Genomic DNA, 21,603 nt, shown 5'->3' on the forward strand with positions numbered 1-21,603 from the left:
GTTCAACGCGCCGGTGGTGGGCCGCATGGGCGTGACCGCCCGTTACGACCTGCTGGCCGACAGCAAGAACGGCGGCGGCGGTGGCGGCGTGGCGCTCAACGGCAACGGTATGGACCCGTACAACGGCTTTGGTATTGGTGCAGACTGCCTGGCAAATTCGGAAGCCAACGGCGGCCTGGGCTTCCAGTGCAAGGGCGCGGTACGTCAGGACGTAGCGCTGGACCTGCTGTTCTATCCGACGCAGCAGATCACGGTGAAGGTCGAATACCGCCACGACTGGGCGTCGCAGAATGTGTTCCTGCGTAACGACGGTTCGTACAGCAAGAGCAACGACTTGCTGGGAGCGCAGTTCATCTATTCGTTCTAAGGAGTGCATTGCGGGCGGCGCGCCTGCGGAATCCTCCGCATCGCCGCCCGCTCTTTTTTCGTACGTGCTTTATTTCGTACGTCTTTCCTATGCTCAAATTCGCCAATCAGTCTCACGTGCCGTCCTGGTATGCAGCCACTGCCAACGACGCGACGCGCCATCCTGTGTTGCAAGGTACGATCGACGCCGATGTCTGCGTGATCGGCGCCGGCCTCACGGGTGTTTCGACGGCTCTTAATCTTGCCGAACGCGGCTATCGCGTCGCGCTGCTCGAAGCGTCGAAAGTCGGATGGGCCGCAAGCGGGCGCAACGGTGGGCAACTGATTGGCGGCTTTGCGTGCGGTATCGACACGTTCGCGCAGTTCATGAACGAAAGCGAAGTGCAGCAGATGTGGGCGATGGGGCTCGAAACGCTCGATATCGTGAAGTCACGCGTGGCGAAGCACCAGATCGATTGCGCGCTGACCGAAGGCTATTTCACCGCCGCGAACAAGGCTCGCGACGTTGACGATCTCAAGCAGTGGCGCGACGAAGCCGCGCAACGCTTCGGCTACGACCGCTTTCGCTATGTCGATGGTGACGGCGTGCGCCAGTATGTGCAATCGGCGCGCTATCCGGGCGGTCTTTACGATCCCGATAGCGGTCATCTGCATCCGCTCAACTACACGCTGGGCCTTGCGCGCGCCGCGCGTGAAGCGGGCGTGCAGATATTCGAAGACAGCGCCGTCACGGCAATCCGCGACGAACAGGGCGGTCACACGATCGAAACGTCGCAAGGCAAGGTTCGCGCGAAATTCGTTGTGCTCGCATGCAATACCTATCTCGGCAAGCTCGCGCCTGACCTCGCGCGCAAGATCATGCCGGTGGGCACCTACGTGATCGCCACCGAGCCACTCGGCAAGGAACGCATGGCTGCGCTGATGCCCGCGCAGGCGGCCGTTTGCGATAGCCGCTTCGTGCTCGACTACTTCCGCCCTGCGCCGGATACGCGCATGCTGTGGGGCGGCAAGGTGAGCTATTCGACCTTCGAGCCGCGCAATCTGGGTGAAGCGATGCGCAGCGACATGCTCAAGACCTTCCCGCAACTCGCCGACGTGAAGGTCGATTATGCGTGGGGCGGCTTCGTCGATATCACCATGAATCGCGCGCCGCATTTTGGCCGCCTCTCGCCCACGGTATATTTCGCACAGGGCTTTTCCGGGCACGGCGTGAACACCACGGGACTCGCGGGCACGCTGATCGCCGAAGCGATTCACGGCCAGGCCGCGCGCTTCGACCTGTTCGGCAAGATCCGCCATCGCGACTTCCCCGGCGGCGCTTCACTGCGCACCCCCGCCCTCGTGCTTGCGATGGCGTGGTATCGAATGAAGGACCTGCTTTGATCGACCTGTTTTGATGGACTCCCACTGATGAAACTCGACCTCGACGCCCAGGCGGACGTGCTTGCCCGCCATTCCTATTACGAAGCCACCGCCACGCGCCCCGCCGACGACGACCCGGTCCTCGAAGGCGTGGTCGATGCGGACGTCTGCGTGATCGGCGCGGGCTTCGCGGGGCTGTCCGTCGCACTCGAATGCCGCGCGCGAGGTTTGTCGGTGGTCGTGCTCGACGCGCATCGGCCGGGCTGGGGCGCATCGGGGCGCAACGGCGGGCAGACGCTCGTGGGCTTCGCGAAGGACGAAGTGCTGGAGAAGCAACTCGGGCCGCAAGGCATTCGCGCAGCGTGGGCGCTGTCCATCGAGGGCGTGGCATTGGTGAAGGAGCGCATCGCGCGTTACGGCATCGACTGCGATTTCACCTCGGGCTATGTGACCGTGGCGACGAAGCCCAAGCGCGTGCCCGATCTGCGTGCGTGGATGGACGCCGCGCAGACGCGTTGGGGTTACGACAAGCTCGAATGGCAGGACACCGATGCAACGCGCGCGCGTGTCAATTCGCAGAGCTATCTGGCTGGCGTCTACGATCCCGTTTCCGGTCATCTGCATCCGCTCAAGTATTGCCTGGGTCTTGCCGCCGCCGCGCGCAAGGAAGGCGTGCAACTGTTCGCACATTCGCGCGCCATCGACGTGGTGCGCGGTGCGAAGCCGGTGGTGAAGACCGCGCGCGGAGAAGTGCGTTGCCGCTTCGTGGTGTCGTGCTGCAACGCCACGCCCGGCGGCGTGCTGCCCGCGCCCATCGAAGCGCGCATCGCGCCAATCGCCTCGTACATCATCGCGACCGAACCGCTGGGCCGCGAACGCGCCGACGCGCTGATTCCAGGTCGCGCGGCCATTTGCGACAACAACTTCTTTCTCGACTATTTCCGGCTATCGGCAGACGACCGGCTGCTGTTCGGCGGTCGCGCGGATTCGACGGGCGCCGCGCCCGCGCAACTCACCGAAGCGATGAAAGCGCGTATGACCGGCGTATTTCCGCAACTCGAAGGCGTGCAGGTGGAATATGCGTGGGGCGGCTTTGTCGACGTCACGCGCAATCGCGCGCCGGATTTTGGCGCGGTGGACCCGAATTACTACTACGTGCAGGGGTTTTCGGGGCACGGCGTCGCGCTCACGGGCATCGCCGGGCGCACGGTGGCGCAGGCCATTGCGGGCGAACGTACGTCGTACGAACTGTTCTCCAGAGTGCGGCACGCGCGCTTCCCGGGCGGACCGGCATGGCGTCGGCCCGCGCTGGAAATCGGCATGATGTATCACCGCGTGATGGAGATGTTCTAAACGCTCGCTTGCCGCTGCGTAGTGTTATGCAGTGGTGGCGACAGGGGCGACGCGATAGAGCGAAAACATCTTTCGCGCCTTGAATCCAAGGCGCTCGTAGAGTTTTATTGCCGACGCATTGTCGTCGCGTACATGAAGAAACGGGGTATCGCCGCGGGCCTGGATCTCGCCGCGAAGGATATTCATCAAACGCGCGGCGATGCCCCTGCCGCGATATCCGTCGTCAACGCAGACTGCGCTGATTTCGACAAAACCGTCCAGCCGCATGCGCTCGCCCGCCATCGCGATGAGATTGCCGCTTTCCCCGATGCCGATGTAATTGCCCGTTTCTATCGTACGGATTCCGAACGGTCCGGGTTTGGTACGACTGGCGAGGTCCAGCATTGCAGCGGCATCGGTGGTTTGCAGGCGAATCACGCCCGCATCGTCGGCGATTGGCAGCGCTTTTTCGTCGACCATCTGCAGCAGGGAGAAGGCTCGCTCGGCGTGCATGCCTTCGACTTCTGGGAGTTCCGTCCTCGATAGCAGCGAGGCGGATTCATCCGGTGAAATCAGCGATATGAGTGCCTGAAGCGATTCCGGTGCCTGCGTTTCGACAGCGGCAAACGGTGCTACCGCGCGATCGTAGCGACGCGCCGGGCCAGCGCCGTGGGCCAGTTGCGCCTGCTTCGTGGCCAGGGCAAACCATACGGGGTTGTCGAGCAAACTCGGGTCGTGATGTTTCATCTTGTCTCTCGCACTCAGACGATGGGGTGTGTGGAGATTCTAGTTAGAAACCGGGCACCGCCGATAGAGGCGGAAATGACAGGATTGAGGTCGTTTGCGACAGGTAATCGGCGCATCTCTGCCGAGGTCGGCGTTTGGTTTTTCGGAGTTTTCTGGTTCACCTGATCGTGCCTGCCGAGCGAGTATCGCCCTAATGAGAGAAATTTATCTCAATCCGCAGCGATTTCGCGGTCTGGGCCAGCGCGCTATCAGAGGAACAGGGAATGTCGAAGTCACGCAAACGGAAACAACCATGCTGAGACGATATGTCTGCGTGGGAGACGGCCCCGAAACGGGAGGCGAAATCCGGTCATTTCAGAGTCATCCTTACTCAATCAGCGGTCATCAAGCCGCAATCGTGGGCGGCAAGGCGTGGTGTCTGGCGTGCGAGAGTGTCGGGACCATTGCGAAAGCCGGGGGCTTACGTCGTCACGTGCATTGCGGCAAAGAACTAGCTGTCGATGGTGACGTTCTGCTGTGCAAATGTGAGCGTCCACCGAAAATGCTTTCGCGCGTGCAAACCATCGCGTGGTTTGAAGATGGTGGAGAAGGTCGTGGTCAGTATGGGAGTGCCGGGGATGTGAAAGCCATCCCTTCGTCCCTACTCTTTGACGAGCAGGCTGAATTGGTGGGAGTGGGCGCGAGGGAGGGTTATCCGTATTTCATCGAAACGCAGGATGGGCAACAGTTCTCCGGACGGCTTGTGGGGATTGGTCGACTGCCTCGCATCTATTTGGCTAACCAGGACCGCTACTCAGTCTATTGAGGCGACGAAGCGTTGGCCCGAGAGGACGCCCTATAATGCCGAACAATAAGACAGTCATTGAGACCAACGAAACGCGTGGTTCGGTAGTAACGATTACGCTAAATGCACTGACATTTGAGCAACTTTGGGCCTCGTATCCTGCGTTTGATCCGTGCACCGGTCCCTATCGCGATCAATGCGCTGCTCGCATTGGAGAAATGTTCCGAATTTGCGGCATTCAGGGGCTCTCCTTTAAGGGCGCTCGCTGTGACGTCGATCATCCAGGACACATGCTCCGTGCCGCCGAAGTGGCCGCATGGTTGAAACGACGCCCGTTTGCTGGCTGTCCGGCCGCTAAATCACTCCATCCAAATATCTGGGAGCAGGAGATCAAAGGAAACACAGGAATAATCTTCTTCTCTGGATATTGGCATCGTCATTCTGACGGACCGAATGTCGCTACGGGAAATCACATCGATCTGTGGAATGGGAACCGGCTCACGATGTCGGGAGTCAACGATACGCTGGCGACGATCGGACGCTTTATGTTTGGACGCCAGTCCATCGCAGCCGATACAGACTTCGGCTACTCAGACCTGCACAATGCTAACGAGATCCTGTTTTGGGAAGTCAAGTGATCCGCCAAATCGGTTTGTTCATCACTTTCTTTCTTTTAGGACTTGCAAGCCTCTGGATATGCGGCGCCGTGGATCTCGAACTTTGCCACCTGTTTCCGAAGTACTGCCAGCCTGGACCTGGCGTTTGCGCGGAAATGAACAAGTGCAATAACTCGACGCTTTTCGAATTCGGAGTACTCTTGTTTTACCTCGGCCCGTCGATCATATTCGCCACCGTTGCCAGCGCGTTTAGCAGGCACCCGCGGTCGCCGGTGTTCTGGGCAGCGTTGGCGATAGTGTTGTTCCTGATTCATCTCATTGTCATGGAACTGTTTCGGATATGACGTTCAACATCTCCCGCACCACCCGCCCAAGCCGCTCCATCAGCGCATCCGAGGCCTCAGGCGTCGCTTCTGCATAACCCAGCAGAAAGCCGTTATAAGGCGCGTCACCCGCACTGCCATCGCCCAGGCAATACCCACTCAGCGGCGACAGCGCCAGCCCATGCCCACGCGCCGCTTCACTCACATCGACATCGGCAAGCGGTGCATCCAGCCGCACGCTCAGATGCATCCCCCCCGCATCAGCCGACACCGTCATCAACCCGGCCAGATGCTTTTCGACCGCGGCCACCAGACCATCGCGGCGCGCCAGATACAGCTTGCGCATACGCCGCAGATGCCGCGCGTAGCGCCCGCTTTCGATGAAATCCGCCAGCGCCAGTTGCTCCGCCACGCGACCCTGCCGCTCAAGCGTGCGATGCGCCGTTTCCATTTGCGTGACGATCTGGCGCGGCACGATCATGAAGCCGATGCGCAGCGCGGGAAACATCGTCTTGCTGAACGTCCCGAGGTAAATCACCGGCGTGTCGTCGGCGAGACCCTGAATCGACGGTAACGGCGGGCCGTCGTGACGCAGTTCGCTGTCGTAGTCGTCCTCGATAATCCACGCGCCGCAGGCGCGCGCATGTTCGATCAGCGCGAGGCGTCGTTCGAGGCTCAACACGCAGCCCAGCGGATATTGATGCGATGGCGTGAGATACACCAGACGCGGCGGCGTATCGCGCCAGTCCTCTTCGCGCGCGGCCATACCGGCCGCATCCACGGGTATCGGCACCAGCGACAGCCCCGCCGCGAGCATCGCCACGCGTGCGCCCAGATAGCCCGGATTTTCGATCCACACACGCTCACCTTCGTCGGCGAAAAAGCGCGCGCAAATGTCCAGGCTTGTCTGCGTGCCATCGGTCACGAATACCTGATCGGCCTGGCAGCGCACGCCGCGCGAAACGCGCACATATTGCGCGATCGCCTGACGCAAGGCGCTCTGGCCCGCGCTGTCGCCGTAGCCCAATTCGCTCGCGTCCACGTCGCGCATCGCACGTTCGAGCGCGGCGCGCCACTGCACCAGCGGAAACGCGTCGAGCGCGGGCACGCCGGGCCGAAAGGCCACGGCGTCGCTGCTGGGCGCGCGGCGCGGCGGCAGTTCGCGCACGCGGCGCGACAGCGTGCGCGGCGCATTCTCGCGCGGCTCGACCTGCACCGATGGCGGCACTACCGCCGCCTTCACGTCGTTGACGACGGAGCCATGACGCGTGGCCGTGACGAAGCCCTCTTCGACCAGCCGTTCATACGCATAGAGCACGGAATTGCGGGCGATATCCAGTTCTTCCGCCAGTGTGCGGCTCGACGCCAGGCGCGTGCCACAGCCAATATCGCCGTCAAGAATCGCGCGGCGCAGGCTCTCGTAGAGCAGGTCCTGCTGCGTGAGGCGGCGCGCTGCGTTTGCGCGCGCCCGGCGCTCATAGGCCGACATCATCAGCGCGTAATCCAATCTCGTGGCTCCATGTTATGTCGCTGGGGTGGGACTAACAATGGTGCCACAAATCGCTTACGCTGACGTCTGTTATCGATGGGATAAAGGACGAGGAGAACGACGATGAGCCAGACAATTCAGGTGCGCGCGGTCACGCCCGCCGACTACGACGCGTGGCGTCCGCTCTGGGACGGCTATAACCGCTTCTATGGCCGCTTTGGGCCGACTGCGCTGCCCGAATCGATCACCACCACCACCTGGACGCGTTTCTTCGACGGCTATGAGCCGATGCATGCGCTCATCGCATTGCATGGCGATCGCGTGGTGGGCCTCGTGCATTTCATCTATCACCGCAATACCACGCTCGACGGTCCGATCTGCTATCTGCAAGATCTGTTCACCGTCGAAGATCTGCGCGGCAAGGGCGTGGGGCGCGCGCTGATCGAAGCGGTCTATGCGCACGCGAAAGCGTCGAATTCGAAGCGCGTCTACTGGCACACGCACGAGACGAATCACACCGCCATGCGCCTTTACGACGCTGTGGCCGACAAGCCCGGCTTCGTCATGTATCGCAAGGACGTTTGACGCTTCGAACCCTCTACGTAAAATCGCCGATCAGCGACGCCCGCACCTCGCCTTCGACGTTTTGCGCAGGCAAACGATAATGCGGATGATCGCAGCCGATCGATAGCGCGGCGCCCGCGCGCAGTTTTTCGATCATCGCAGGCGTGAATTCGAAGCGCACGAAATGCACGGCAGAGGTCTTTTCATCGTTATCGCGTTCGAGGTCTTCGTCGGCGATGGCGTGTATGGGCGACTCGCCTTCCACCTGCATGAACACGCGATCCTCGATGCCGATCAGTCGCGCGAGCGCCGCATGGCGCTCGATTTCGTTCGCGTACTCGATCTGCATCGTCGCCTTCAGATTGCGGCCATCGGGCACGAGCGGCAGATAGGCGTCGAGTTCGCCCTGTATGCCCGCTTCGTCGAAAATCTTTTCGATGTGCAGCATCTCCTGAATCTGATAGCGGATCGTTGCTTCGTCCTCGAAGAGGAAAGTGAGGTGATTGCCCAGCGCCACCGCGCGGCGTTTCTTGTGTTCGATAATCTGTCCGCGCATTGCGGTACGCTGCTTCGAATACGCTTCGAGCGACAGCAGCGAATCTCTGGCGATCGTCATTGGGTTTTCCTCTTGCAGGATAGACTAAACGCTTCCATCACATCGCAGTCCGTATCAAATGCCGTAAGCGCGGCACAACAGGGTAAGCGGGTGCGCGAGCGGCGGTCCGCCATCGGCCGTGCCCAGCTTGTTTTCCTCAATGCCCTGGGCAATATGGTGCCCCGCAAGCGCGCAATCCGACGAGATGAAATCCGGGCCGCCCTGCGCCATCTGCTTGAACACCGGCATGCCGATCTTCATCGACATCGCGTGAAACTCCTTTTTAACGCCGAAGGTGCCCGCGTGGCCCGAGCAACGCTCGACCACGTTGACCTTCGTTTCTGGCACGAGCGCAAGCAGATCCGCCGTCTTGCGGCCGATGTTCTGCACGCGCGCATGACAGGGCACGTGATACGACACGTTGCCCAGCGGCGTGCGGAAATCGGTGTTGAGCAGGCCGTCGCGGTTACGCGCCACGAAGTATTCGAACGGGTCCCAGAAGGCTTCGCTCACGGCGCGCGTGTTAGCGTCGTCGGGGAACATGAGCGGCAGTTCGTGCTTGTACATCAGCACGCAGCTTGGCACCGCACCCAGCAGCGCGTAGCCTTCGCGCGCGTAGTGCGCGAGCACGGGCATATTCGCGGCCTGCTTCTTCGCCACGCCTTCCAGGTTGCCCTGTTCGAGCAGCGGCATGCCGCAGCACGCCTCGCTTTTTACCAGCACATAGGGAATGGCGTTGTGATCGAGCAGCGCCAGCAGATCGTGGCCGATGCCCGGTTCGTTGAAATTCACGTAACAGGTCGCGTAGATCGCGACCTTGCCCGGCGTGCGCTCGCCGTCGCGCACTTCGCTTGCCGTGGCCTTGCGCGCCGCGCTGCGGAATTTACGCGTGGCGAACGAAGGCAGCCACGCATGACGATCGACGCCCAGCGCATCCTCCATGAGGCCGCGCATCGCCTTCGTGCCGTTCACCGCATTGACGGTTTGCGTGACGACCGGAATACCGGCGAGATGACCCAGTGCGTCCGTATTCGACAGCACGCGATCGCGTAGCTGGACCTCGCCGTTGCGGTAGTCAATCGCCTTCGCGCGCAGCATCAGATGCGGAAAGTCCACATTCCAGGGATGCGGCGGCACGTAGGGGCACTTCGTCATGTAACACAGGTCGCACAGATAACATTGATCGACCACTTTTCCATAGGATGCTTTATCGACGTCATGTGCCTCGCCGGTATCGGTTTCGTCGACGAGATCGAATAGCGCCGGAAACGCCCCGCATAGCGAAACGCAGCGCCGGCAGCCCGCGCAGATGTCGAACACGCGCGCCAGTTCGTCGTCCAGCTTCGCCTGATCGTAGAACGCGTCGGACTGCCAGTCGAGCGGATGCCGGGTCGGCGCTTCGAGACTGCCTTCCTTGTGGGGCATGACGTCTCCTTTGTTCTGCTTGATTGCGGGCGCGAACCGCGCGCATCCACGCGCGCGCGTAAAACCACCGCGCGCCGCGTATACGTTGCCTGTGCCCGTTGTGACGCTTTTTGTTGCCTGCCTTGCCGTGTGCGAGTCTTATTCGACAAAAGCGTCGAGCGCTTTCGTATAACGGTTCGCGTGACTACGCTCCGCTTTGGCGAGCGTCTCGAACCAGTTGGCGATTTCGTCGAAGCCTTCGTCGCGCGCAACCTTGGCCATGCCGGGATACATGTCGGTGTATTCGTGCGTTTCGCCCGCAATGGCGGCTTGCAGATTCAACCGCGAAGTGCCGAAGGGCAGACCCGTTGCAGGATCGCCAACGGTTTCCAGATATTCGAGGTGGCCATGCGCGTGGCCGGTTTCGCCTTCGGCCGTGGAACGGAACAGGGCCGCAACATCGTTCTGACCTTCGACGTCGGCCTTGGCTGCGAAGTAGAGATAACGGCGATTCGCCTGCGATTCGCCGGCAAAGGCGTCCTTGAGATTCTGCTCGGTCTTCGAGCCTTTGAGTTGTGTCATGTGTGCCTCCATCCAACCTGCATTGTGGGGACGCGGCGCTACGCATCTTCGTGCGGTGCAGCAGAACATCATGCGGACTACGCCGCTCTATCAATCTAGGAAATGCCCTTTGCGTTCCCAATTGCGAATTTCAATCTCGCCGATAGTGCGCAGACAAATCGCGTGGAAGCCTTGCGCGACGGCGTGTCACAGACGCTGCCTTATTTCTATGGTCTAACCTGAAGGCGTAAGCGTCCCAATATGTGAAAAATCGACTTGCACATGGATGCATACGTCCTAGACTGAGAGTTCGTCGAAAAAAAGTTCGAGAATTCGTCCTGATTTAGCGCGCGTCCGCCATCGCGCCCTTTTCGGAGTTCACATGCGACTGACGATTTTGATCAACGGTCCCGATCCGACCGTCAATCATGACTATGCAGTGCTCTGGCTCGATACCGACCAGCAACGCTGGTCGCGTGAGTCACACGCCGGCATCGATCTGCCCGAGTGGGGCGAGATGCACGATTCAGGCGGCGTCACGGCGTTGTGTGCGCCGCTCGCCGATCAACCGCTTTGCACGCTGCGCGGCCTGCACGTCAATCGCCGCCAGGAAATCAGCACCGCGCAGGGCGACGCCACATGGTCGTGCGAAGCCTCGCATGCGCCGATGGAAGGCCAGTGGCGTCTGCAGGCTGTGGATCGCCAGACCGTCCACGCTGAAAACGCATTGTTCGCCGGTTGACCGCGGCGCGCCGTTCTGGCGCATCGCACCCACTGTCTCTTCTCGAAGTTCCCGCTGACGGCGCCGCCACGCGCGGCGCCGCGTCATCCGTTGCGCGCCGCTATTTGCGCTGCGCACGACCACGCACGCCCGTACTCGCCTGATACCTCATCGCGCATCAAGTAATGTGGCCGCGCGCGAGTGTGCCCGCTATACTTTCAGGCCCTTTACGTCCCTGTACGTCCCTTTACGAACGTGGCGGCGCGCATAGCATGCGCAGCGCCCGCGTCCCTCTCGCCTTCCCGATTCGCCGATGAAGAAGCTGTTTGCCTGTCTCGCCATGGCCTTCGCAGGTCATGCGTTCGCCGCACCCGCCTGTTCCGCATTCGTCCCGGACGGTCAGTTCCCCACCATCACGAACACGCGCATGGCGCCGAAAACGCGCATGCTCTGCTATTCGGATTTCGTGGTGCTGCACTCGGGCATTACCCACGGTCCGCTCTGGTCGGCGGAGCATCTCACGCGCGATCACCTCGAAGCCGCCAAGGACATGACGCGCACCAATCGCTTCTTCGAGGACGATCGCCTGCCGGCCGGCGAAGGCGCGACGCTCGCCGACTACAAGCGCAGCGGTTTCGATCGCGGCCACATGAGCCCGGCGGGCAATCGCTGGAATCCGCAGGCGATGGCGGAATCGTTTTCGCTTGCCAATATCGTTCCGCAGAATCGCGAAAACAACCAGCGCCTGTGGGCGCATATCGAAACCGCCGTGCGCAAGCTCGCCGATCAATACGGCGAAGCGTATGTCGTGACCGGCCCGCTCTTCACGGGCGCGCAGTTGCGGACCATCGGCGCGACGCGCGTGCTGGTGCCCACGCAGATCTTCAAAGTCGTGTACGTGCCGTCGCAGCGGCTCGCGTTTGCCATCGTGGCCGATAACACCACCGTTGACCGCTACGACATCCGCCCCGTGCGCGAGTTGAGCACGCAGGCCGGCATCGCATTCCCCGGCATTCCGGCGAACGTCGCCGCGAAAGCCAGTGTGGCGTTCAACGGCCACGCGTTCACGGTTCGCAAGTGGGGCTGGTGAGCGCGGCGGTATAAAAAAGCGCGGCGCCTGAACCACGCGCCGCGCCGCTTGCCTTACTGGCGATGCGATCAGAGATCGAGCCGCGAAACCTTCGAGCCTTCCAGCGAGACGCCCGCCATCAGGCCCGCGTTGGTGAGCACGATGGCTTCGATGGGATTGACGGCGGTCGTCGTGTCAATCGTGCCGTTTGCGCCCATCTTCACGAGCGCGACGGTGCCGTCCGCACCTGCCGCCCAGCCGCTGCTTTGACGGAAGCGCTCGTATGACCCTTGCGTCATGAAGGCGTAAAACACGGCGCGCGACTGCGCCCCCACCTGGAAGCCAAGCGAACCCGCGGTGGTGCTGAAATAACCCACCGTGCGGCCGCCCGCGCGCAACGCGCCCTTGCCGTACTGTGCGCCCACGCCAAAACCCGCGCCGATGACGTCAGGAAATACGAGCACGGCGCGCGCTTTTGAGAGCAGTTCGCGCGAACCTTTTACCGTGCTGTAAAGACGCGAAAGCGCGCCGTCGACACCCGCGTCGATTTCACGGCGTGCGTGGCGATTCTCTTCGGCCGAACTCGCAGTCGCGGGCGTGGTGGTGCAGGCAGCCAGTCCGGCCAACGTTGCGACACCAGCCGCGCCGGTCGCGAGAAATCGTCTTCGATTCATGTTTTTCATTTCAATTTGCATTCCGTAATAATCATTGCGATTACGAACGCGGCAGCCAGTCCTGCGGATCGACGGGCTTGCCGTTCGAGCGAACCTCGAAGAGCAGCGTGCCGACCCCGGCCGCATCCGCTGCGCTCGTAGCGATCGTCTGGCCTGGCTTGACGGCGTCGCCCTGTTTGACGAGCAGGCGGCCATTGCGCCCATACGCGGTAAGCAGTTTGGCGTTGTGTTTGACGATGATGAGCTTGCCGTAACCCTGGATGCCGCTGCCCGCGTACACCACGCGGCCTGCGGCGGCGGCTTTGACCGGCTCGCCGGGCGCGCCCGCAATGAGGATGCCGCGCGACTTGCCAGGCGAGAACGCGGTGGCGACGCTGCCGTTCATCGGCCAGGCCAGGCGCGCAGTGGTCGCGCGCGGTTTGGCGGCGGCCGGGGCGGCGATGACTTCCGATGCGGCCGCAACAGACGCCGCGCGCGCCGCAGACGCCTTCGTTGGCGCCTTCGCAGGCGCCGCAGGAGCGGCCGCTGGGGCCAGAGAGGCCATGGAAGAGGCCGCAGACGAAGCCGCGGCAACCTTCACCGGAGGCGCGACCCTCAACATCTGCCCCACCTTCACCTGGCCCGACGCGGGCAGCTTGTTCCACGCGACGATATCGGCGGGACGCTGGCCGTGTGCGGCAGCAATGTGATAAAGCGTGTCGCCAGCCTTCACGCGATACAGATCTTTCGCCGCACCGGCCGCCGGGACTTCGGCCACTACTTTGGAAGCCGGCGCGGCAATCGGCGTGGAGACCGGCGTGACGGCCGCGCTGGCAGCCGCGGAATCGTCCGAAGCAGCGGATTGAGCGGCTTGCGCGCCGCCATCATCGCCCGGGCGGCCGAGCGTCTGCCACGGCGTGAACGTGCAGGCCGCCAGCAGCGTCATGCACGCCCCCAGAGTCGCCGTCGCAGCAGGCCACGCCGCCCGAATGCGCGCGATATGCGCGATACGCGCAAGATGAGCAATCAGCGAGCGCAGCATCATCACGCCAACCATGACGTTCGCGCCTCGCGCCGCGCTTGCACCACCACGCCGACGACCGCGGCAACCTTGTCTAGAATTCCCATGACGCACTCCGTGTTCAAACTCAGGTGCGTCATCATCATCGGTTTGCCGCGAAGTGCAGCGGATTCGCGAATCGGTCTTGATCTGCGTCAGCATGGACGCCGCGCGGCCTGAACGGCACGACGATCGCTTCACATTTGCTTCACGTTTGATGCTGGCGTGCAGCGCTTCTTATAATGCGAGCCCAACGCGCAACGCGCTCAAGGAGGAATACAAGGTGTTCGACGCATACGCAAACGACGACGATGTCCTGAACGTGCAGGGCGACGCGCTCACGCTCACCAACGGCACCACGCGCGTGACGCTGGCCGGCACGCTCGAACTCACGCGCGACAAGCGCGGGCTGGCTGCGGCGCTCGCGCTGAAGGCGGCGCTCGACAGCGTGGTCGCGAAACTGCAGGCCGATCCGCATCTGCCCGCGCAGGTGAAGGACGAACCGGACGCGAAGCCCGGCGTCATCGACAATCCCTTTCAGTAATCGCGGCGCCCTTCAGCGCCCATCGCGAAGGCAGGCTCAGAACGGCTTGCCTTCGCTGCTTTTCCACGCCGGCATGAGGGTGTTCGACGGCAGGGTTTCGTCGAGCAGTTTCTTCGCGCTTTCGATGCCCGCGATCGGCAGGCCGGTCGGATCGATCGCACCGATCTGCGCGAGCACCGAAGCCTGATCCCAATAGATGTGCTCGTTGTAGAGCTTGTTGCCGCGAAAGCAGATCACGGCAAGCATCGGCACCTCGAAATACTTGCCCGTGGGCGCCAGGCCCGGCAGCAGCCAGTCGATTTCGCGGTCGTGCGTGCAGCAGAAGATGAACTCGTCGACCACGCGATCCGAGCCGATGGTGCGCGAAATCGGAATCAGGCGCGTGTCTTCCGGGTTCGAATGCACGAAGTGGTGCGTATAGAAACGCTTGAGTTCGTCGTGACCGACGCCGCCCGTCATGGTTGGGATGTGGTTGACGTAGGGCTGCGCGACCATCGTCGGCATCACGTCGTCCGGATTGCGCGCGACGAACTCGTGATAGCAATGCTCTTCCCAGAGCGCGTTGAAGTCGTAGATCGGCCCCATGACCCGGCGCAGCATCGCCAGCGAGCGCGAATACGCCATCATCGCGGCAGCCTTGTCGTACTGCGCGCGCGCGGGCGACGCGAAGGCGTGATCGCAGCCCGGATACGTGTACAACTCGACGCCGGGCTTGTCCGCCAGCGCCGCTTCGATGCGCGCGCGCGTGGCCGCGTCACAGAATTTATCCTCGGCGCCGAAGTGCAGCATCAGCGGGCAGCGGATCGTGGCGGCTTCGTCCAGATGGTGTTCAAGGCCCACGGCGTAGTAGCCGATCGCGCAGTCGACATCGGTGCGCGCCGCCGCCAGATACGCCAGCCGCCCGCCCAGGCAATAGCCCAGCGCGCCCACCTTGCCGCGCTGCGAGCCATGCGCGCGCAGCGCGGCGAGCGTCTGCGCGATGTCGTCGAGCGCCAGATCGACGTCGAAGCGCTCATACAGTGCGAGCGCCTGCGTCATGTCCGCGCCCTCATAGCCCAGATCGACGCCCGGCTCCAGACGCCAGAACAGGTCGGGCACCATGACCACGTAGCCTTCCTCGGCAAAACGGTCGGCTGTCGCACGCATGTTCCCGTTCACGCCGAAGATTTCCTGCAGCAGCACGAGGCCCGGGCCGCTGCCTTCGGGCGGCAGCGCCGTGTAGGCGCGGAATTCGCCGCCGTCGCGCGACTTCACCGTGGTCCATTGTCCGTTCATGGGGTCGTCTCCTTGGGTTGGTGTTTTCGAGGCGATAGAGCGCTCAGGCCGGCGCGCCGAATCCGCCCGCGGGCGCGAGCGTCGGCAGCGGCGCCTCGCCGCGTATCCAGGCGTGATTGGCGAGCTGCGCCATTTCGCGGTCGCCACGGCTGTCGCCATAGGCGTAGAGCGTCGCAGGCGCGTTGTCGCCCCACCAGGCGCGCAGCCGCGCGACCTTCTCCGGGCCCCAGCAGTTGCGGCCCGCGAGCCGCCCAGTGTAGACGCCATCGCGCCATTCCAGCTCGCTTGCAAGCACCGTCTGGATACCCACCGTCGGCGCCCATTTGCGCAGATACACCGAAGGCGATGCGCTCACCAGCACGACTTCGTGACCCAGCGCCTGATGCTCGCGGATACGCGCCAGCATCTCCGGGCGCAGCAGATCGGGCAGACGGGTATCGACAAAACGTTGCGCGACGGCTTCCAGCGCCTCGCGACGCACGGAACCCAGCGCGGCCTGAAGAAAGCGCGCCTTGGTGCGGCCCCGGTCGGACCAGCCGGGCGCAATGCCGGCGAGCCAGGGCAGGCAGCGCAGCGCGGCAAGCACGAAGCGCGGGCCGCCCGCTGCGTCGAGCATGAACGCGCGGAAGCTGTCAGACGTGGTGATGGTGCCGTCGAAGTCGAAGGCGGCAATGACGCGGTCGGTCATGAAGCGGTATCGGAAAGCGCCACGCTCAGGCGGCGGGTTGAGGAAGGTGGCGGGGCAAGCCCGCTGTAAGCCCGCGCCATTGTCGGGGCAAATGGCGCGCCGCCGCAATGGCGCGGGCCACCGGGCGCGCGTGAAATCAGCGCGCCTGCTGCTCCAGCCGCTGCGCATCGACGATTTCGATCTCGCCGTAACGCAGCGCCAGCAGGCCGTCGCGCTCGAACTGGCGCAGGATCTGGTTCACGGTCTGGCGCGAGAGCGCCAGCATCAGCGCAAGGTCTTCTTGCGGCACATTCACGACGAGACGGGCCGGATGCGCGCATTTCGCCACATCGCCGCCCGCATCGCGGCTTGCGTTGCGATCCGCTTCGCCGTAGCCATAGCCCGTCGCCAGCAGCAGCAGACGCCGCGCCACGCGCGGCGCGGCGGGCAGGAGCGCGGTTTCCTCGATCGCGTTGAAGGCAAGGCGCAGCTTCTGCGCGAGCAGCAGGCCGAACTCGTGCCAGTACGCGGGGGTTTCGTCGAGCAGCGCGGCAAGCTGCGCGCGCGGGACGTGAAAGAGCGTGGTGTCGCGCTCGGCGTAGGCATCGTGCGTGCGCACCCCGGAATCGAACAGCGCGATCTCGCCGAACCAGCTTGCCGGGCCCATCAGCGCGAGCAAGGCTTCACGGCCGCACATGCTGGCGGCGCCCACGCGCACCGCGCCTTCCAGCACGCAGTACACGCCATCGGCTGCGTCGCCGCGCAGGAACAGGCGCTCGCCGGCTTGCAGCGTGCGCACGCGCCCCGCCGTTCGCAGGCCGTGGCGCAATGGATCGGGCAGGGCCGCGAACCAGGCGCTGCGCTCCAGCGCCGCAACCAGGCGGGGTGAAGCGGTATCGAGCGGCATTCCGCAGGCGGGGGCGTCGGGGCGTGGAGTCATCGGATCGGGATTGTCGGCTAGCCGAAGGTCAGCGTCGGCGCACCGGACGATCATAATGACTTTGCCGCCGTGGCTGGAATCGAGAACATCCATGAGAAACCTGACCGATCAGCTCACCCAGTACGCCGAATATCACCGCGACCCGCGCAACATCGCCACGCATTTCGTCGGCATTCCGATGATCGTGCTCGCGCTCGCCGTGCTGCTTTCGCGCCCATCCTTCGCCCTTGCCGCGTGGCCGCTCGCCGCCGTGCCGCTGTCACCGGCGTGGCTGCTGTTCGGCGCCTCGACGCTCTATTACCTTGTGCTCGACGTGCCGCTCGGGATCATGATGGCCGTGGTCGCGGCGCTGAGCCTCGCGTTCGGCGCGTGGCTCGCGCAGCAGGGCACGGCCGTGTGGCTCGCAGGCGGCATCGGCCTGTTCGTGGTGGGCTGGGTGTTCCAGTTCGTCGGCCATATGGCTTACGAGCATCGCAAGCCGGCCTTCGTCGACGATCTCGTGGGCCTCATCGTCGGCCCGCTGTTCGTGCTCGCCGAGGCGCTGTTCGCGCTCGGCTGGCGTCCGGCCCTGCACGCGGCCATCGAAGCGAAGGCCGGTCCCACCGGCATCAAGGCGCCGCGTGCTCATGTGGCACGTTAAGCGGGTACGTTGAGCCGCGGCGCGCCAGGCGCAGGTCTGGCGGCTAGCGGGAATGGCGCACGAGGCGCGCGCCATGCAGCGCCGTCAGCGCGACGGCGATCCAGATCGGCACATAGGTGGCGAGCTGGCGCAGCCCCAGATGCTCGCCGAGCAGCGTGACGGAGACGATCACCAGCAGCACCGGCTCCACATAGCCGAGGATGCCGAACAGCGCCATCGGCAGAAGGCGGCTGGACGCCAGATAAGTCCCCAGCGCAATCGTGCTGATCACGCCCAATCCCGGCAGCAGCACCCACGCGAGCAGCGTGTGCTCGCCGAGCAGCGCGAGCGAGCCGCCCGCATGCACTTCGATGAAGGCGACGGGCAGCAGCAAAACCATCTCGACCGCGAAGGTCACGAGCGAATCCGCGTGGATCTTGCGCCGCAGCACGAAGTACGGCGGATAGCCTAGCGCGGTGAGCAGCGTCGGCCAGGAAAACGCATGCGTGGCCCACAGTTCGTGCGCCACGCCCACCGCCGCGCAGGCCACCGCGAGCCATTGCAGCGGCTCCAGGCGCTCGTGGTAGTAATAGCGCCCGACCAGCACCATCATCAGCGGCAGCATGAAGTAGCCGAGCGACACTTCGAGCATGCGCCCGTGCAGCGGCGCCCACAGAAATACCCACAACTGCACGCCGAGCAGCGCGGCGCTCGTCACCAGCATCAGCGCGACGCGCGGATCGCGGATCGCGCGCATCACCAGTTCGAGCAATTGCGGCAGGCGCCGGCGCAGCACCAGCAAGGCGAGCGCGCCGGGCGCGGTCCAGATTACGCGCCACGCGAAAATGTCGAGGCCGCCGAGCGGCTTGAGCAGCAAGGTATAGACCGAGAGCAGCGCAAACAGCGCCGAAGCACCGACTGACAGCGCGATACCGCGCCTGGGATCGTAGGTGTTCATCGGCGGATCGCGGCTCGGGCCGTTCTAAAGGAAGCGAAAAAAAAGCGGGATGAGCGGGACAAAGGGTCCCGGCGCGCGGCCATGCAAAAAACAGGCGGCGCGAGAAAAAGCGTTGTCATGTGAATCGGTTATTGAATTAGGCGTGCTGTCTGCCACTACGCGCCAGCCGGCATTCTAATGCGCCGCAAGCCCCGCCGGAGCAGCGGGCACGGCCGATGCGGCCGCTGCCATAGCAGCGAAACCCACGATTTAGTCCGTGAAATGCCCGGCGCGATGGACTAGAACGGAAGTCTTTGCTGGAAAACCGCCCTTCGTCCGGCGCGCGGATTGTTGTTTTCGCGACCGCTTTTGCGTTCGTTATCGGTCGCCACCGCGCCCCGACCGCCTGCCTTCCCATGCATCAGGAGCCCGCATGACCCTGCCCGCCTCCCGCCCCGAACCGCAGACTCCCGCCCAAACCAGCTTCGCCGCCGATGTGCGCAACGGCCTGATGCACTCGCCGCAGAAGGAATTGCCGTCGATGTATCTGTATGACGAAGTGGGCTCGGCGCTGTTCGAAGTCATCACCGTGCTGCCCGAATACGGCGTCACGCGCTCGGAAGAACGTCTGCTCACGCGTTACGCCAACGAGATCGTCGAGGCGCTACCCGCCGATGTCACCGTCGCCGAACTCGGCAGCGGCAGCGGGCGCAAGACACGCCGCATCCTCGAAGCGCTGTGCCGCAAGCGCCCCACGTCCTACTGCCCGATCGAGATTTCGCGCACCGCCTTGCAGTTGTGCCGACGCGAACTGGCCGATATCGAGCGCATTTCCATCGTCGGCTACGAGCGCGACTATCTGGCCGGACTCGCCGAAGTCAGCCGCCAGCGCAAAAACGGCGAACGCCTGCTGGTGCTGTTTCTCGGCAGCACGATTGGCAATTTCGCGCGCCTTGCAGCGACGCGTTTTCTGCGCGAGATCCGCGCAATGCTGCGCCCCGGCGACACGCTGCTGCTGGGCACGGATCTGGTGAAACCCGTCGATACGCTGATCGCCGCCTACGACGACAGCATCGGCGCAACCGCCGCCTTCAATCTCAACCTGCTTTCGCGCATCAACCGCGAACTGGACGCCGACTTCGACCTGCACGATTTCGAACACGTCGCGCGCTTCAATCCCGATGCGCGCAGCGTGGAGATGCATCTGCGCGCGAAGCGTCAGGTCCATGCGCATGTGGGCGCGGCGCGCCTGGACATCGACATGGAAGCGGGCGAGACGATCTGGACCGAGAGCAGCCACAAGTACCACGCCGACGAAATCCCGGCCATCGCCGCCGATGCGGGTTTCACCTGCGCGCGGCAGTGGGTGGAAAAGGAATGGGGCTTCGCGGAGAGTCTGCTGGCCGTGGCGTGAGCCTCTGAAACGAAAAAGCGGTGCGCTTTTCAGGGCGCACCGCTTTTTATTCGCAGCGTTTTCAGTGTTGCTCGAAGCGCTCGTAACGCTTTTCGGTGCGGCGCTCCTCGCTTTCCACCGATGCCACGCGCGCGGCGGGCGGACCGTGGCGCAGCCACGAAAGCATGCGGTCCACCTGGTTGGCCGTGCCCTGAATCACGGCTTCGACCGAACCGTCCTCCAGATTGGCGACATAGCCGCGAATGCGCAGCGCGTGCGCCTGACGCACCGTTGCGTGACGAAAGCCCACGCCCTGCACCGTTCCGCGCACGCGCACGTAATACGTTTCAACGCGCGCATCCAGATCCGGTTCGCTCATCGTTCGATTCTCCTGTTTCCTTGCGTCCAGCACACGGACGGCATTGTAGACGCCCGCGCGCACACGCGCCGCACGCTCGCCACGTACAATCCGTGCCACTGCGGCGCGCGGCGCGCATAGACATCAAGCCGGCGCCCATCATCGAACCCGAATGCGAAACCAGAATGACCGACACCTCCCGCGCTAACAAGGACCTCGTGCTGATCACCGGGGCGTCCGGCTTCGTCGGCTCGGCCGTCGCCCGTATCGCGCTGGAAAAAGGCTTCGCCGTGCGCCTGCTGGTGCGCGCGACCAGCCCGCGCAAGAACCTCGAGTCGCTCGACGTCGAGATCGTGACCGGCGACATGCGCGACCAGGCCTCGATGCGTAAAGCGCTCGACGGCGTGCGCTATCTGTTCCACGTGGCCGCCGATTACCGCCTGTGGGCGCCCGATCCGCTCGAAATCGAGCGCGCCAACCTGGAAGGCGCCGAAGCCACCATGCGCGCCGCGCTCGATGCGGGCGTGGAGCGCATCGTCTACACCAGCAGCGTGGCGACGCTGAAAGTCACGAGTTCCGGCAATTCCGCCGACGAAACCTCGCCGCTCAAGGCCGATCAGGCGATCGGCGTGTACAAGCGCAGCAAGGTGATCGCCGAGCGCGCGGTCGAGCGCATGATCGAGCAGGACGGCCTGCCCGCCGTGATCGTCAATCCGTCCACGCCGATCGGCCCGCGCGACGTGAAGCCCACGCCCACGGGCCGCATCATCGTCGAGGCAGCAACCGGCAAGATGCCCGCCTTCGTCGATACGGGCCTGAACCTCGTGCACGTCGACGACGTGGCGAACGGGCACTTTCTGGCGCTGGAGCGCGGACGCATTGGCGAGCGCTACATTCTGGGCGGCGAAAACCTGCCGCTGCAGCAGATGCTCGCCGATATCGCCGGCATGGTCGGCCGCAAGCCGCCAACCATTGCCCTGCCGCGCTGGCCGCTCTACCCGCTCGCAATGGGCGCGGAGGCCGTCGCGCGCATCACGAAACGCGAGCCGTTCGTGACCGTCGATGCGCTGAAGATGTCGAAGAACAAGATGTATTTCACCTCGGCCAAGGCGGAACGCGAGCTGGGCTATCGTGCGCGCCCCTACCGCGAGGGGCTGAAAGATGCGCTCGAATGGTTCCGCGAAGCGGGCTATCTGGGCGCGAAATAAGGCCTTTTTAAAGGC

At 63.7% G+C, this 21,603-nt stretch carries 24 protein-coding genes; 12 read left to right on the forward strand and 12 right to left on the reverse strand.

The features are described from left to right. The 3 genes from VG320_RS08160 to VG320_RS08170 form a co-directional block, all read left to right on the forward strand. A partial coding sequence (locus tag VG320_RS08160; protein WP_327199616.1) for a DUF3138 family protein occupies positions 1 to 367 on the forward strand: 367 nt, incomplete at its 5' end. 89 nt (positions 368 to 456) lie between these two features. Further along, a complete protein-coding gene (locus VG320_RS08165) occupies positions 457 to 1,749 on the forward strand; it encodes an FAD-binding oxidoreductase (protein WP_327199617.1) in 1,293 nt (430 codons plus the stop codon). 27 nt (positions 1,750 to 1,776) lie between these two features. Beyond that, a complete protein-coding gene (locus VG320_RS08170; protein WP_327199618.1) occupies positions 1,777 to 3,081 on the forward strand; it encodes an FAD-dependent oxidoreductase in 1,305 nt (434 codons plus the stop codon). A gap of 24 nt (positions 3,082 to 3,105) precedes the next feature. On the opposite strand, the gene VG320_RS08175 is transcribed toward VG320_RS08170, so the two are convergent. Next, a complete protein-coding gene (locus tag VG320_RS08175; protein WP_327199619.1) occupies positions 3,106 to 3,807 on the reverse strand; it encodes a GNAT family N-acetyltransferase in 702 nt (233 codons plus the stop codon). A gap of 193 nt (positions 3,808 to 4,000) precedes the next feature. On the opposite strand from VG320_RS08175, the gene VG320_RS08180 reads away from it, so the two are divergent. Together VG320_RS08180 and VG320_RS08185 are read left to right on the forward strand one after the other, a co-directional pair. Beyond that, positions 4,001 to 4,612, forward strand: a complete 612-nt coding sequence (locus VG320_RS08180; RefSeq protein WP_327199620.1) for a PAAR domain-containing protein — start codon at positions 4,001 to 4,003, stop codon at positions 4,610 to 4,612. A gap of 35 nt (positions 4,613 to 4,647) precedes the next feature. Continuing rightward, positions 4,648 to 5,229 carry a T6SS effector amidase Tae4 family protein gene (locus VG320_RS08185; RefSeq protein WP_327199621.1) on the forward strand — a complete coding sequence of 194 codons (582 nt, stop codon included), beginning with the start codon at positions 4,648 to 4,650 and terminating at the stop codon, positions 5,227 to 5,229. Positions 5,230 to 5,529: 300 nt separating this feature from the next. Here VG320_RS08185 and VG320_RS08190 read toward each other — a convergent pair whose 3' ends face one another. Beyond that, positions 5,530 to 7,038 carry a PLP-dependent aminotransferase family protein gene (locus tag VG320_RS08190; protein ID WP_327199622.1) on the reverse strand — a complete coding sequence of 503 codons (1,509 nt, stop codon included), beginning with the start codon at positions 7,036 to 7,038 and terminating at the stop codon, positions 5,530 to 5,532. Positions 7,039 to 7,143: 105 nt separating this feature from the next. Here VG320_RS08190 and VG320_RS08195 point away from each other — a divergent pair, with 105 nt between their 5' ends. Beyond that, positions 7,144 to 7,605: a GNAT family N-acetyltransferase gene (locus VG320_RS08195; RefSeq protein WP_327199623.1), complete on the forward strand. Its 462-nt coding sequence runs from the start codon at positions 7,144 to 7,146 to the stop codon at positions 7,603 to 7,605. A gap of 13 nt (positions 7,606 to 7,618) precedes the next feature. Here the strand turns inward: VG320_RS08195 and VG320_RS08200 are convergent, their stop codons facing one another. The 3 genes from VG320_RS08200 to VG320_RS08210 all read right to left on the reverse strand — a co-directional run bounded on the left by VG320_RS08200 (position 7,619) and on the right by VG320_RS08210 (position 10,165). Next, the gene (locus VG320_RS08200) at positions 7,619 to 8,200 is read right to left on the reverse strand and encodes a DUF3501 family protein (protein ID WP_327199624.1); all 582 of its coding nucleotides are present in this window, start codon (positions 8,198 to 8,200) and stop codon (positions 7,619 to 7,621) included. 54 nt (positions 8,201 to 8,254) lie between these two features. Next, complete coding sequence (locus VG320_RS08205) at positions 8,255 to 9,604, reverse strand: heterodisulfide reductase-related iron-sulfur binding cluster (RefSeq protein ID WP_327199625.1); 1,350 nt, start codon at positions 9,602 to 9,604, stop codon at positions 8,255 to 8,257. A 138-nt stretch (positions 9,605 to 9,742) separates the two neighbouring features. Then, positions 9,743 to 10,165, reverse strand: coding sequence for a rubrerythrin family protein (locus VG320_RS08210; RefSeq protein WP_327199626.1), 423 nt, complete (start codon positions 10,163 to 10,165; stop codon positions 9,743 to 9,745). Between the two features lie 361 nt (positions 10,166 to 10,526). On the opposite strand from VG320_RS08210, the gene VG320_RS08215 reads away from it, so the two are divergent. Then, positions 10,527 to 10,886, forward strand: a complete 360-nt coding sequence (locus tag VG320_RS08215; RefSeq protein ID WP_327199627.1) for a DUF3564 domain-containing protein — start codon at positions 10,527 to 10,529, stop codon at positions 10,884 to 10,886. Positions 10,887 to 11,178: 292 nt separating this feature from the next. After that, positions 11,179 to 11,955: a DNA/RNA non-specific endonuclease gene (locus tag VG320_RS08220; RefSeq protein ID WP_327199628.1), complete on the forward strand. Its 777-nt coding sequence runs from the start codon at positions 11,179 to 11,181 to the stop codon at positions 11,953 to 11,955. A 68-nt stretch (positions 11,956 to 12,023) separates the two neighbouring features. On the opposite strand, the gene VG320_RS08225 is transcribed toward VG320_RS08220, so the two are convergent. After that, a complete protein-coding gene (locus VG320_RS08225) occupies positions 12,024 to 12,608 on the reverse strand; it encodes a BPSL1445 family SYLF domain-containing lipoprotein (RefSeq protein ID WP_327199629.1) in 585 nt (194 codons plus the stop codon). Between the two features lie 40 nt (positions 12,609 to 12,648). Further along, on the reverse strand, positions 12,649 to 13,644 hold the full coding sequence (locus VG320_RS08230; RefSeq protein WP_327199630.1) for a peptidoglycan DD-metalloendopeptidase family protein: 996 nt from the start codon (positions 13,642 to 13,644) through the stop codon (positions 12,649 to 12,651). A gap of 286 nt (positions 13,645 to 13,930) precedes the next feature. Between VG320_RS08230 and VG320_RS08235 the strand changes: the two genes are divergently transcribed. Next, positions 13,931 to 14,191, forward strand: coding sequence for a hypothetical protein (locus tag VG320_RS08235; protein WP_327199631.1), 261 nt, complete (start codon positions 13,931 to 13,933; stop codon positions 14,189 to 14,191). 36 nt (positions 14,192 to 14,227) lie between these two features. Here VG320_RS08235 and VG320_RS08240 read toward each other — a convergent pair whose 3' ends face one another. From VG320_RS08240 to VG320_RS08250, 3 genes are all read right to left on the reverse strand, one after another. Then, positions 14,228 to 15,466, reverse strand: coding sequence for a dienelactone hydrolase family protein (locus tag VG320_RS08240; RefSeq protein ID WP_327199632.1), 1,239 nt, complete (start codon positions 15,464 to 15,466; stop codon positions 14,228 to 14,230). A 43-nt stretch (positions 15,467 to 15,509) separates the two neighbouring features. Further along, positions 15,510 to 16,154 carry an HAD family hydrolase gene (locus VG320_RS08245; RefSeq protein ID WP_327199633.1) on the reverse strand — a complete coding sequence of 215 codons (645 nt, stop codon included), beginning with the start codon at positions 16,152 to 16,154 and terminating at the stop codon, positions 15,510 to 15,512. Positions 16,155 to 16,290: 136 nt separating this feature from the next. Then, the gene (locus VG320_RS08250) at positions 16,291 to 17,040 is read right to left on the reverse strand and encodes a Crp/Fnr family transcriptional regulator (protein WP_327199645.1); all 750 of its coding nucleotides are present in this window, start codon (positions 17,038 to 17,040) and stop codon (positions 16,291 to 16,293) included. A 124-nt stretch (positions 17,041 to 17,164) separates the two neighbouring features. On the opposite strand from VG320_RS08250, the gene VG320_RS08255 reads away from it, so the two are divergent. Then, positions 17,165 to 17,713, forward strand: a complete 549-nt coding sequence (locus VG320_RS08255; protein ID WP_327199634.1) for a DUF962 domain-containing protein — start codon at positions 17,165 to 17,167, stop codon at positions 17,711 to 17,713. Positions 17,714 to 17,756: 43 nt separating this feature from the next. Here VG320_RS08255 and rarD read toward each other — a convergent pair whose 3' ends face one another. Further along, positions 17,757 to 18,650, reverse strand: a complete 894-nt coding sequence (gene rarD, locus VG320_RS08260; protein WP_327199635.1) for an EamA family transporter RarD — start codon at positions 18,648 to 18,650, stop codon at positions 17,757 to 17,759. Between the two features lie 412 nt (positions 18,651 to 19,062). Between rarD and egtD the strand changes: the two genes are divergently transcribed. Further along, on the forward strand, positions 19,063 to 20,043 hold the full coding sequence (gene egtD / locus VG320_RS08265) for an L-histidine N(alpha)-methyltransferase (protein WP_327199636.1): 981 nt from the start codon (positions 19,063 to 19,065) through the stop codon (positions 20,041 to 20,043). A 61-nt stretch (positions 20,044 to 20,104) separates the two neighbouring features. On the opposite strand, the gene VG320_RS08270 is transcribed toward egtD, so the two are convergent. Further along, entirely contained in the window at positions 20,105 to 20,401 is a 297-nt protein-coding gene (locus VG320_RS08270; RefSeq protein ID WP_327199637.1) for an acylphosphatase, read from the reverse strand. A 164-nt stretch (positions 20,402 to 20,565) separates the two neighbouring features. Between VG320_RS08270 and hpnA the strand changes: the two genes are divergently transcribed. Further along, complete coding sequence (hpnA, locus tag VG320_RS08275) at positions 20,566 to 21,588, forward strand: hopanoid-associated sugar epimerase (RefSeq protein WP_327199638.1); 1,023 nt, start codon at positions 20,566 to 20,568, stop codon at positions 21,586 to 21,588. The last annotated feature ends 15 nt before the right edge of the window (positions 21,589 to 21,603 follow it).

It is taken from the genome of Paraburkholderia sp., from assembly GCF_035948235.1.
Lineage (GTDB): Bacteria > Pseudomonadota > Gammaproteobacteria > Burkholderiales > Burkholderiaceae > Paraburkholderia.